Here is an 11,479-nt window from a genome sequence, read left to right on the forward strand (position 1 = left end):
GCACCAGAGTTTTCGCGCCTTTGCTTTTGTAAGTAATGGGGATATGACGTTATTTCTGGGATGTCGGAAACGAATGGACGAGTTTTAATTTCCCTAAACTAGGGCAAAAACCTGTTGCCTGAGCAGAGCAAGAGGTACAATAACTTTGCTTATGAATAACATCACCCACGACATCGTTGCCAAACTCTGGAATCTCTGTAACGTCCTCAAGGACGACGGAGTGACCTATCACCAGTACGTGATCGAACTCACGTACCTGCTGTTCCTGAAGATGGCCAAGGAGACCAGCACGGAGAACCAACTTCCAGACGGTTATCGCTGGGATGACCTAGAAGGTAAAGCCGCACTTGAGCGCCTAGAGTTCTACAAGCTGCTGTTGATCCACCTTGGTAATCGCGGTTCTACACTCGTTAAAGAAATTTTTGCCAATGCTAGTTCTTCGATCAAAAAGCCCACGACATTTTCTAGACTGGTCACTGAGATCGACAAGCTGGACTGGTACAGTGCCAAGCAGGAAGGTCTGGGCGATGTGTATGAAGGGCTGCTGGAGAAGAACGCTAATGAAAAGAAGTCTGGTGCCGGTCAATACTTTACGCCCCGTGCGTTGATCGACAGTATGGTGTATGTCATGGGCCCTACCCTAGAGGACATTATTCAAGACCCTGCCGCTGGTACGGGCGGCTTTTTGATCGCGGCTAATCGCTACATACGCGAAAACGGCGACCCAGATAGTTGGACAGAAAAACAGCAACGCAAATACCGCCACAAAACTTTCTACGGCATGGAACACGTGCAGGACACGCACCATTTAGCATTAATGAACTTGATGTTACATGGAATTGAATTTGACCCACAAGAGGCTGGTATCCGCTACGGCGATACGCTCTCGCCGGAAGGAGAAGCCTTGCCAAAAGCAACGCTAATTCTCTCCAATCCACCCTTCGGTTCCAAGAAAGGGGGTGGCTTACCTACTCGCAAAGATTTTACTTTTCCTACTAGCAATAAACAGTTCTGCTTCCTGCAACACATATACCAAGGTCTCAAGCCTGGTGGTCGCGCTGCGGTGGTGTTGCCGGACAATGTACTGTTTAATGGCAACATAGGCAAGCAGATTCGATCTGACTTGATGAACAAGTGCAATCTGCATACTATCCTGCGTCTACCGACTGGCATCTTCTACGCACAAGGAGTTAAGACTAATGTGCTGTTTTTCACTCGTGGTAAGAAGGAAAAGGGCAACACCGAAGAAGTCTGGGTATATGACCTGCGTACCAATATGTCGCAGTTTGGCAAGCGCACCCAACTCACACGCAAGCACTTTGTCGAGTTTGAAGTTGCCTTTGGCGATGACGCATTCGGTAGCCCTGCGAGTCTTGCCAAGCGTGTAGATACTGGGGAGCAAGGGCGTTTCAGAAAATTTACCCGCGACTCGATAGCAGAACTTGGTGACAGTCTGGACATTTCTTGGCTCAATCTGGATGAAAGCGAAGGCAGAACTGATGAACTGCCTGAACCAGCAGCACTCGCACAAGAGGCTATGGTTGAACTAGAGGAAGCTCTCACAGAATTGCGGGGGATTTTAGAGCAGTTGGGTGAGGAGGTTGAAGTGTGACCATAGAAATACCTGAAGGATGGGTAAGCTGTGAGATTGGAAAAGTCGCGATAATAGTCAGTGGAAGCACTCCCCCATCAAAAGACTTAACCAATTTCACTACCGAAGGTGGCATTCCTTGGATTACACCAGCAGACCTAAGCGGTTACAAGGATATTTACATCAGCCGTGGTGTCAGAAACCTAACTGAAAAAGGTTTTGCAGCCTGCTCTGCTCCAAAAATTCCACCAGGAAGTGTGCTGTTTTCTAGTCGCGCTCCAGTTGGGTATGTTGCAATTTCCTTAAACGAAGTAACTACTAACCAAGGATTCAAGAGCTTCGTGTTACCAGATGGGCTTGATAGCCGTTTTGTCTATTTCTACTTACGGCACATCAAGCCTATTGCTGAAATCATGGCAACTGGTACAACGTTCAAAGAACTTTCAGGTTCATCTGCTGCTCGGTTGCCACTGGTTATTGCTCCCCTAAACGAACAAAAACGCATCGCTGATAAGCTTGATGCTCTACTTGCGCAGGTAGATGCCTGTCGAAAGAGGCTCGATCGCGTCCCCATGCTCCTCAAACGCTTCCGCCAAGCCGTCTTTGATGCTGCTACTTCAGGGCAATTGACTGAGGAGTGGCAAAATGTTAGCGAGCATCAGGCGATCTCGTTCATACAGCCAGAATCTACCGCAGTTCATAAACAAATAGGGCAACACCCAGATGCCCGATGGCACAAGGCACTTATCGGAGATTTGCTGGTCGAAAAACCTCGGAACGGCTATTCACCCAGACCCGTTGAGTTCGAGACGGCAACACGCTCACTCACTCTCAGAGCAACAACAAGTGGACGGTTTAACGCTGAGTTTTTCAAATACATCAACGAGACAGTTACCGAAGACTCGCATCTCTGGTTGCAGCCAGGGGATATACTGATCCAGCGAGCTAATACACTCGAATATGTTGGTGTGAGCGCAATTTATCATGGACCATCCAGTAGTTACATCTACCCGGATCTAATGATGAAGTGCAGAGCTAATAGCAAGGTACTGACAGATTTCCTGTATTATTTGCTATCGAGTAGTGCCGTTCGTGCCTACTTTCGTGCAAATGCGACTGGGACATCTGGCAATATGCCAAAGATAAATCAGCAGACAGTTATTTCTGTGCCAGTTCGTATTCCCTCCATTGACGAACAGCAAGAAATCGTCCGTCGTGTCGAAGCGTTGTTCACCTTTGCCGATCGCCTTGAAACTCGCTACAAGAAGGCCCTTGCCCACGTCGAGCGATTGACACCAGCACTGCTATCTAAGGCATTTCGAGGTGAACTGGTTCCACAAGATCCTAATGATGAACCGATATCATTACTTCTCGAAAGGATTCAAGTTGAGAAAGCCCGTATAGAGACTGAGCGCAAGACCACACGCATTGTCCACCGCTCAACCCAAGAGTCCCCAAAAAACAGCATGAAACAACCATCAGATTATTCGGAGGCTCTTCGTTCCACCTTTGCGGAGATGGGACGCAAAGCTGATGCTCGCCAACTTTTTGACCAAGCAGGATTTAGCAAAGACGAGGTAGTGCAGTTTTATGAAGCATTGCGTGCTACCCCAGAAGTATCAGTTGCCTTTGAAGAGCATCTGGAAGAAAGTCCGCAGCAACAAAGTTCAATTGTTAATAGCACGGCTAAAAATCCCACAGCCAAAGGGCATTTCCGCTTGGTGGAGCTTTGGTTGGAGGATTTCAAGAACCTGACTGACTACACAGTTCGCTTTGACCCCTCCCATAGCATTGATATTGTGCTTGGCTGGAACGGCACCGGAAAATCAAACCTTTTTGAAGCCTTAGTCATTATTTTTCGTGATCTGCACGAATGGGTAGAGCAGAGTCGGTGGCCAGACAAACCAATGAAGGGCTATCGACTACGTTACCAAATGGATGAGCAAACAGTAGATATCTCTTGGCATCCGGGGGAAATGAAACGCCCCAATTTGAAGATGGTAATATTTCAAGAAGGCACGAAGGAGTCAGAGAACCTCAAAATTATCAATCGAAGAAAACTACCATTACCCCAATTTATCTTCGGCTATTATTCTGGTCCCACAAATCGTTTGGCTGAACATTTTTTACCAATGAAACAGGCTCACTATGAGCGCTTGCTAAAAGCGACATCCGATGATCCTGCCACCCTTGCGCATCTCCTGGAGCAGCGGCGGTTCTTTTGCGCCGAAAACCATCACGCAAAATACGTATTACTTGCCTTTTGCCACAAGGAAGATGCTGGTATTAGCCGCTTCCTTGAAGACCGACTGCGGATCGTTGGTTTTGAGTCGGCACTATTCGTGATCCGCAGGCCACGTTGGGCGAAGACAGGTCAAACTGCTGAAAATTTTTGGGGCGCAGCCGGCATCATGCGTCGAGTTATGGAGCGGCTCCGGCGATTTGCCATTGCGCCTATGGTAGTTGAACAGACCATCCCAGACGGTTTTCGATCAAAGCGTGAATACCACTACTACTTCTTTCTGCCTAACTTGAAGAGCTTGCACGCCTTTGCTGCTGAATACCAGGATGCGCGGACATTCTTCCTCGCTCTTGAGAGTACCGACTTCTCGGAATTGATCTATGACTTAAAAATTCAGGTTCGTGTGAAAGCGACCAATATGAAGCAAGTGCCGATCACGTTTCACGAGTTGAGTGAAGGCGAGCAGCAACTGCTCATGGTGCTGGGCTTAATGCGCTTTACGAAATCCCATCAATCTTTAGTATTGCTCGATGAACCGGATACGCATCTCAATCCGCATTGGAGTGTGGAATACCTAAAGCTGTTAACTCGTGTGATGAGCGAGGACTCCAGTGAGTCGGAAGAACAACAAACTAGCCAAATTCTCATGTCAACCCATGATCCCTTGGTTATCGCAAGTCTATTCAAAGAGCAGATTCACCTCCTCAAAAGGGATTGGCAAACGGGTGTTTGCAAATGGGATCAGCCAACCGTTAACCCGCGTGGACTTGGATTTACTGGTATTCTTACGAGTGAAATGTTTGGAATGCGGAGCGACCTTGATGAAGAAACGCTCGCGGATCTGGACAATAAAGTTCGCCTCATAGCTAAGGAGGGTTCCCTGACCCCGATCGAAGTTGCAGAGCTTGAGAAGATTAACAAACGTTTGGAAGATGCGGGCTTCCAGAAGGCATTCAGCGATCCCTACTATGCGGCTTTTGTCCGTGCGTGGGGCAAACGGTATAGTGACTTGATGGCTGGTGTCCGATTCTTCAATCCAGAACAACAGGAGGACATTGATCGGATCGCCCGGGAAGTTCTTGAGGAATCTCTTGCAGAATTGCAAGCAGAGGCGGTGGACTGATGCGCTGGGTTGACATCGACGAACTTGAGTTTCCAGATGGATGGCAGACGCGGGCTGATAAGGCTCTCAATGAACTGCGAAAGGAAATAGAGGATGCTGAACAGGCTGCCCGATTGGCTGGAGAAGATATAGCGGCTGCACGAAAGACAGCGATTACAGAGGGATTGAAAAAAAAATCTCGCCAGCAAGTTTGGCGCGAGCTCGCCAAACCCTTATCCGTTCTCCAAAAGGGAAAGTGCTGGTACTCCGAGAGCAAAAACCCAACTTCTGATAAAGATGTCGATCACTTTCGTCCGAAGAACCGAGTGGCCGAAGATCCTGATCACGAGGGTTACTGGTGGCTCGCATTCAACTGGCGTAACTATCGTTACTCATGTCAATGGTGTAATCAGCGACGCGTTGACGCAGCAAATGGAACGGATGGTGGTAAGTTGGATCGCTTTCCAGTCGCACCCGGAAGCTTCAGGGCGCGGCTAGAAGGAGACAACTGGAGGCAGGAAGAGGTTGAGCTTCTTGATCCGATCGACCCAGAGGACTGGAAACTGCTAACATTTCTTCGCAATGGACAACCTACTCCTGCAAAGGACAAAGGCACGCGAGAATATGATAGAGCTGCGACTTCGATTTTGGTCTACCATCTTAACTGTAGAGAGCTTGTTGTCGAGCGAATGACTGTGGCTTCGACTATTCGGCAGCTTGTCGAAAGCATGGACATAGCTTATTCAAAAATCATTGATCCGGATATGAAAGCAATTTATAAAAGTCAGCAGAAGAATCTTCTTCGGGCTATCAATCATAATTCACCATACTCAGCGGCAGCATTAGCCTACGCACGGGATCAGATATACAAGGTGGAGTGTGGTCATCTGGTAAAGAGACAGTGGCTCGAAGATATTCTCAATTTGAAGTGAGTATGAAATGGGTTAAACTAACGACGCTGCTGTTTGGGGCAATTTAGTCTGAAGTTCCCCCACGGGTGAAACTTCCGTTTAATGGGCAATACAGGATTTGAACCTGTGACCCCTTCCGTGTGAAGGAAGTGCGCTACCACTGTGCTAATTGCCCGCAGATAATTAAGATACCATACCAAGTCCAAATTTGCAACTAAATTTTTCCTAAAAAATCAGCAGCTTGTTTCCGAGTTAAACTCGACACAATGCCAAGAATACAGGCATTTGTCGAGTCTGGCATCAGTTAACCTGCCACCAACCCGCCGAGGGGCCGACGAATCGCACTACCACCCACCAAGCCACCAAAAGGCTAATCCCCATCCAGCTTCCGCGACTTGTCCACTTCACAAAATCTTCGCTTTGGGTTTTCGTGATTGGCAGCCAGGGAAGGATGCGTTCTTCTTTACCGTATTCGTCGCCGATCGACTCTTTGCGACGCTTAGATTCGCCCATAATCTTTGTCTGCTAAATTAGATTTCAACTGGATACCTAACCAAATTATACGCCAACAGGTGATCTCAAGCCTGCGTCAACCAAGTCGTATCCAAATAATCAATCCTCGCAAAAGGACTCAAAGCCGCTAAAACCTGCTGTCCGTAACTGCGGTGAATCACCCTGCTGTCGAAAATCGCCACCACCCCTTGACGTTCTCGCACAGGCGCGATCGCCCGCTGCAACTCATTCAGCGCCGCCGGCAGCAAATACAAGCGAAACCAATCCCTGCGCTGCTCCTTATAATAAGCCACACGCGCCGTCACCAAAGGATTTTCCAAGGAAGGTAGCGGCAAAGTTGCGATCGCCAGCAAGTGAGGCGCTCTCAATTCCCCCTGATGTTCCCGCCAAAACTCCCACCCCGTCACCAAAATCCCATTTTCCCCCACATCTGTTTTTTCTACCTGCACCCGAGAACCGAACTCAGCAGCCAAAATTGCCGCCAGCCTAGCCTTCAGCGGTACATCACCAACAATCAGCACCGTTAACCCCGGCACCGACGCGCTCATAAACAGCAAAGTCCGAATTTCTTCAATTAAAACACCCTGAAATTCCGGCGTATTTGGCAGCGGCAGCCAGTTGGGGATGTACAGTTGAATTAATTCGCTTTGTCGATCGGGCGAAAACTTCACGCTCGTCAATTCTGGCAGTCCCAGCATTTGCCGGAAGATCGGAGCCTTCGGTTCCACATCCACCGCCCCCCCAATCAACACCACAGGCTGACAATCCCAAATTTCGCTCAAAACCTCAGCCACCTGAACCGGCGCGCAGTACAGAGAAAATGACCCAGCCTCTCGATGAATTTGCGCCCACCGCAGTTTTCCGTTTGCTTCCCACCGCTGCCAAAAATTGCTCCAAGCAGCCGGAATCAGCGAATTCGGTTCGAGCCTTTCAAACAGCCCTTTTAAAATATTTTGCTCTGCCGTTTCCAGCAAATAGCACTCCTCTGGTTTCGCCGGATGCTGAAAAAAAGCCCGCGTTAGCATTACCCGCCCTTGGAGGATTGCATCGGCTTCCAAAGGCTGAGATTGCATTAAATCGTTCCAGTCAGCCGGTTGCAAACACGCCGTCAATTGCTGGCGCGTCCAAACTTCCAAGTCATCCACACCGTCGATAATTGTCGGAATATTGCTCTGAAGTGGCGAATCCACAGCCAAGCGAGCCGCCAGCCAAGACTCGGGATCTGCTAGCATCAATCCTCGTCCAGTGGGATTATCGGAATAAGTCTCGATCGACTTATCAGTTTCCAACCACTCTTGCAAACGCGGAATTTCTACCGCCTGCAAATGTTCCAGCAGCGGTTTCGGCGCGACTAAAATCACAGGCTCCGGCCACATCAAAATCGGCATCAAATAGCTGACTCGATACCGCTGTCGGTAAGCTCCAGCGGGAAGCCCCGTTTGGATCAGAGCGCTGCGCCCCAAGCGCAAAGCCCGCGCCACAAGTCGCGCCATCGTTAAATGATGCGGCCAGTGCGGCTCGGAGTTCGATCGCAGGAAGCGGAGCAGCGAGTTGTGGACTTCTACCTCAATCAATCGATTGTACTGTTAACATTCCTCACTCAACATAATCAAAACTTGCCAGAAAATCAACTACTTTTTGACCGAGAGGCACACTGAATATACTCTCCTGATGAATTGCACCTCCTTTCCCAAAATTCCCGTGAGAATTCACCGTCAAGCTCTCCTGTCCCGAACTAATTAAAATAGTTTGTGTAGGTGACTCAAAAAACTTAGTTGTCCCATCGACGATTGCGATAGTAGAAAGCAAATATATCAATTTATTTAAATTCTCCCTCGCTGCACTCAATGCTTTACACAACTGCACTAAGCTGTTAAACATCTAAACTGCATTAACTAAGTTGCCTTTATTTTTTATCTTTCGGTTCCATTTCATAATTAGTCCTCCTTCATTTAACAGTTTATTTAACAGTGCTTCTAGTTTTTCAATGGATTCAAATAATCTATTAGCAACATATTCCTTGGCGGAATGCCATACTAATTCAATTAAGTTATAGTCAGGGCTATACTTGGGCAAAAACTCGGTAGATTAGATTCGGCATCTCTGACGCTATTTTCTGCAAAGTCTCTGTTTTTTTATGAAAACTAGCGTTGTCCAAAATTATCACAAACTTACAGCCTTTATCTTTAAAGTTTTTCGCTAAATTTCCTTGCAATATCCACTCTGCTTTTAAGTCTTCATAAAAAATTTTAAGCACAGCATAAAAATTAGCAGAATTCCCAGATGGAATAAAATCTACCCATCTTTTTTTGTCTGAATATCTCACTCCACCCATAACATTAATACGACCTTTTCGTCGATCTCCTCTTTTGCTACTTCGAGTCCCCTTTTTACACCAGTTCTTCCTTCTAATCACTTTTAAACTAAATCCACTCTCATCCCAAAACCATACCTGCAAAAGGTCTGGAGATTCTTTTTCTATTTTTAGATACTCAGCTAATTTATCTTTAAATAAACCCCTTTCTACGGTATCTTGCTTAGACTCTAAGCTATATTTAGCCCAAAGGTAAACATACTTTTTTGATTTTAAAATCCTCCTAACTTGTGTACTACTCAGCTCTATTCCTGTCTTTTCTCCTAGATATATGGCAAGCCTAGCTGTTGTCCATCTCCCGAATTCATAGCCATATTTTTCAGGCTCTACTTCAATTGTTTCTAAAAGTAAATTAATGTATTTTTCTGTGGCTTTTCGGTAATTACCCTTCATCCTATTATCTTTAAAACTCTCTAAATTATCAGGGTCGCCATGAATGCTCCAATAAGCAATTTTTCTCAGAGAGCATCCTATTAATTCAGCAGTTTGAGCCTGTGTATTTCCGCTATTTAGCAATAAAAAAATTAAGGCTCTTTGCCGAATGTCTGGATGTTCATGCTCCTTTAATACTTGTTGAAGAGTTTCTCTTGTCTCGGCACTCAGGAAGTTTTTACTAGGCATTGACCTTTCATAAATATGGTTATATTGTATAATACAATATGCGTTTTAAATGCACAACAGCTTAGCAGGATTGTTGAGCAAACAGGAACATAAAAATATGACTGTCAACTCTGTTCAGAATTCAGAATCCTCTCAAGAACACTCGATCGTTGATGTGCAGCACACAAGCTGCTGCATTGTCGGAGGTGGGCCGGCGGGTGCTGTTTTAGCATTACTTTTAGCGCGGCAAAACATTCCAGTCATGCTGCTAGAAGTACACAAAGATTTCGACCGAGAATTTCGCGGCGATACGCTGCATCCGTCAGTAATGGAAATTATGGAGCAATTGGGTTTAGCAGAAAAATTGCTGGAATTGCCCCATACAAAAATGCGCCGCCTCACCATCCAAGCTGCTGGAAATACCGCCACACTCGTAGATTTGTCCAGTCTCAAAACCAAGTATCCTTACATCACTATCCTTCCCCAAGTCAAATTTCTCGAATTCATCATTGCCGAAGCGCAGCGCTACCCCTGTTTTCAGCTAGTAATGGGAGCTAATGCACAAGAAATGATCGTAGAAAATGGGGTTGTGTGCGGAATTAGATACCGGGGACGCGGGGGATGGCATGAAGTGCGATCGACCCTCACAGTCGGTGCAGACGGTCGCTTTTCCCGCCTTCGCCAATTAGCAGGTTTTGAACCGATTAAAACTTCCTCACCGATGGATGTCCTGTGGTTTCGTTTGCCGCGCAGTCCCCATGATGTCAAAGATTCAGGCGTGGGAGGTCGAGCTGTTGGAGGTCATTTATTAGTCACGATCGACCGCTTGGATTATTGGCAACTCGGTTACATTATTCTGAAAGGCAGCTATCAGAAATTGCGGGACTCAGGAATAGCAGCTTTGCAAAAATCTGTTGCTGAATTAGCACCAGAATTTGCAGATAGGGTCGAGCAACTAAAAGATTGGTCGCAAATTTCTTTTCTGTCGGTTGAATCGAGTCGCCTTCCCCGCTGGTATCGTCCCGGTTTGCTCTTAATTGGGGATGCCGCTCACGTCATGTCGCCCGTAGGCGGTGTGGGAATTAACTATGCTATTCAAGATGCTGTCGTCGCGGCCAATGTACTCAGCGCCCCCCTGAAAAACGATCGCGTGCATCTGTGGGATTTGGCAGAAGTGCAGCGACAGCGGGAGTTGCCCACACGCATCATTCAAGCATTTCAGTCGTTTGTACAGGAGCGAATTATTAAAGGGGCATTAGATACAAATCGACCGTTTACACCGCCACTTTTGTTGCAGTTACCAATTTTGCGAAATATTCCAGCGCGATTAATTGGTTTTGGATTAACTAGGGTTCGGGTGCGAAATTAATCAGATACACCAATCATCAAAGTAGAGGTAGCCTGAATGACCGGATTAGAAGTATTGCAGTCAGTTGAGTTTCTAAATCTAAAAGGCAAACAAGTTGCTGTCTTAGATATTGAAACTTGGCAAGCACTCATCGAATGGTTAGAGAGTTTAGAAGATTTACAAATTGTCAAACAAGCATTAAATGAGTTAAAAGCTGCTGGTGGAAATCGCGATCGTGCCGGTTGGCTGGATTGGGAAGCAGTTAAAGATAAGTGGGATGAAGATTGAGGTTATTACAAGATTAAATTTCAGTACAAACTTAAAGAGGCCACAGTTATGCAAAGTATTAAAGTACGATCGCGCGTCGGTTCGGACGGGATGCTGCATTTGCAAGTCCCGGTTGGGATTACAGATACAGATTTGGAAGTTATTGTAGTTTTCCAGCGCATAGCACCGGCAACTGAGGCTAAAACACCAAAAGATTTAGGCTGGTCCCCCGGTTTTTTTGAGAGAACTTTTGGGTGCTTCCAGGATGAACCTTTAGTGCGGGGAGAACAAGGGGAATTTGAGGAACGGGAGGAATTGCTGTGATTTATTTGCTGGATAGCAATATTGCAGTATGCAGGGGTCGATAGATTTTAGAGAACAGCGATGATTGAAAAACTTACTCCCGAACAAGAAGATTTAATAAGAGTTTATGAGGAAAAGTGGATTAAAATAATAGACATCTCCAAAATAGTAACAGTTCGTGGTAAAATCACATCATAAAGCTTTTTTGACACAGAAACATGAGCGACA

9 protein-coding genes, 1 tRNA gene and 1 pseudogene are annotated in these 11,479 nt (G+C 46.5%); 6 read left to right on the forward strand and 5 right to left on the reverse strand.

The features are described 5' to 3' along the window. Positions 1–151 precede the first annotated feature (151 nt). The 3 genes from QUA78_RS11640 to QUA78_RS11650 are packed head-to-tail and all read left to right on the forward strand — an operon-like array spanning position 152 to position 5,867. Entirely contained in the window at positions 152–1,612 is a 1,461-nt protein-coding gene (locus QUA78_RS11640) for an N-6 DNA methylase (RefSeq protein ID WP_333300706.1), read from the forward strand. Continuing rightward, the gene (locus QUA78_RS11645; protein WP_333300708.1) at positions 1,609–4,956 is read left to right on the forward strand and encodes a restriction endonuclease subunit S; all 3,348 of its coding nucleotides are present in this window, start codon (positions 1,609–1,611) and stop codon (positions 4,954–4,956) included. Before QUA78_RS11640 ends, QUA78_RS11645 begins: the two co-directional genes overlap by 4 nt. Next, complete coding sequence (locus QUA78_RS11650; RefSeq protein ID WP_333300709.1) at positions 4,956–5,867, forward strand: hypothetical protein; 912 nt, start codon at positions 4,956–4,958, stop codon at positions 5,865–5,867. Before QUA78_RS11645 ends, QUA78_RS11650 begins: the two co-directional genes overlap by 1 nt. Positions 5,868–5,949: 82 nt before the next feature. On the opposite strand, the gene QUA78_RS11655 is transcribed toward QUA78_RS11650, so the two are convergent. From QUA78_RS11655 to QUA78_RS11675, 5 genes and pseudogenes are all read right to left on the reverse strand, one after another. Further along, positions 5,950–6,021: transfer RNA gene (locus QUA78_RS11655), tRNA-Val, on the reverse strand. A gap of 125 nt (positions 6,022–6,146) precedes the next feature. Further along, positions 6,147–6,359: a DUF2839 domain-containing protein gene (locus tag QUA78_RS11660; RefSeq protein WP_333300711.1), complete on the reverse strand. Its 213-nt coding sequence runs from the start codon at positions 6,357–6,359 to the stop codon at positions 6,147–6,149. Positions 6,360–6,424: 65 nt separating this feature from the next. Next, positions 6,425–7,933, reverse strand: coding sequence for a helicase C-terminal domain-containing protein (locus tag QUA78_RS11665; protein ID WP_333398803.1), 1,509 nt, complete (start codon positions 7,931–7,933; stop codon positions 6,425–6,427). Positions 7,934–7,955: 22 nt separating this feature from the next. Further along, entirely contained in the window at positions 7,956–8,240 is a 285-nt protein-coding gene (locus QUA78_RS11670) for a hypothetical protein (protein WP_333398804.1), read from the reverse strand. Next, a pseudogene (locus tag QUA78_RS11675) lies at positions 8,241–9,354 on the reverse strand (IS630 family transposase). A 97-nt stretch (positions 9,355–9,451) separates the two neighbouring features. Between QUA78_RS11675 and QUA78_RS11680 the strand changes: the two are divergent. Genes QUA78_RS11680 through QUA78_RS11690 form a run of 3 tightly spaced genes read left to right on the forward strand, consistent with a single transcriptional unit; the run spans position 9,452 to position 11,272 of the window. Then, the gene (locus QUA78_RS11680; RefSeq protein ID WP_333307303.1) at positions 9,452–10,702 is read left to right on the forward strand and encodes an FAD-dependent oxidoreductase; all 1,251 of its coding nucleotides are present in this window, start codon (positions 9,452–9,454) and stop codon (positions 10,700–10,702) included. A 36-nt stretch (positions 10,703–10,738) separates the two neighbouring features. Further along, on the forward strand, positions 10,739–10,969 hold the full coding sequence (locus QUA78_RS11685) for a hypothetical protein (protein WP_333307305.1): 231 nt from the start codon (positions 10,739–10,741) through the stop codon (positions 10,967–10,969). Positions 10,970–11,017: 48 nt separating this feature from the next. Continuing rightward, on the forward strand, positions 11,018–11,272 hold the full coding sequence (locus tag QUA78_RS11690) for a hypothetical protein (protein ID WP_333307307.1): 255 nt from the start codon (positions 11,018–11,020) through the stop codon (positions 11,270–11,272). Positions 11,273–11,479 lie beyond the last annotated feature (207 nt).

The sequence above is a fragment of the Microcoleus sp. K4-B3 genome, from assembly GCF_036704615.1.
Lineage (GTDB): Bacteria > Cyanobacteriota > Cyanobacteriia > Cyanobacteriales > Microcoleaceae > Microcoleus.

What these genes read in the sequence shown, in the direction of transcription:
- QUA78_RS11680 (WP_333307303.1), top strand. Translation starts at nt 9,452, where the DNA reads ATGACTGTCAACTCTGTTCAGAATTCAGAATCCTCTCAAGAACACTCG.
- QUA78_RS11650 (WP_333300709.1), top strand. Translation starts at nt 4,956, where the DNA reads ATGCGCTGGGTTGACATCGACGAACTTGAGTTTCCAGATGGATGGCAG.
- QUA78_RS11685 (WP_333307305.1), top strand. Translation starts at nt 10,739, where the DNA reads ATGACCGGATTAGAAGTATTGCAGTCAGTTGAGTTTCTAAATCTAAAA.
- QUA78_RS11640 (WP_333300706.1), top strand. Translation starts at nt 152, where the DNA reads ATGAATAACATCACCCACGACATCGTTGCCAAACTCTGGAATCTCTGT.
- QUA78_RS11660 (WP_333300711.1), bottom strand. Translation starts at nt 6,359, where the DNA reads ATGGGCGAATCTAAGCGTCGCAAAGAGTCGATCGGCGACGAATACGGT.
- QUA78_RS11690 (WP_333307307.1), top strand. Translation starts at nt 11,018, where the DNA reads ATGCAAAGTATTAAAGTACGATCGCGCGTCGGTTCGGACGGGATGCTG.
- QUA78_RS11670 (WP_333398804.1), bottom strand. Translation starts at nt 8,240, where the DNA reads ATGTTTAACAGCTTAGTGCAGTTGTGTAAAGCATTGAGTGCAGCGAGG.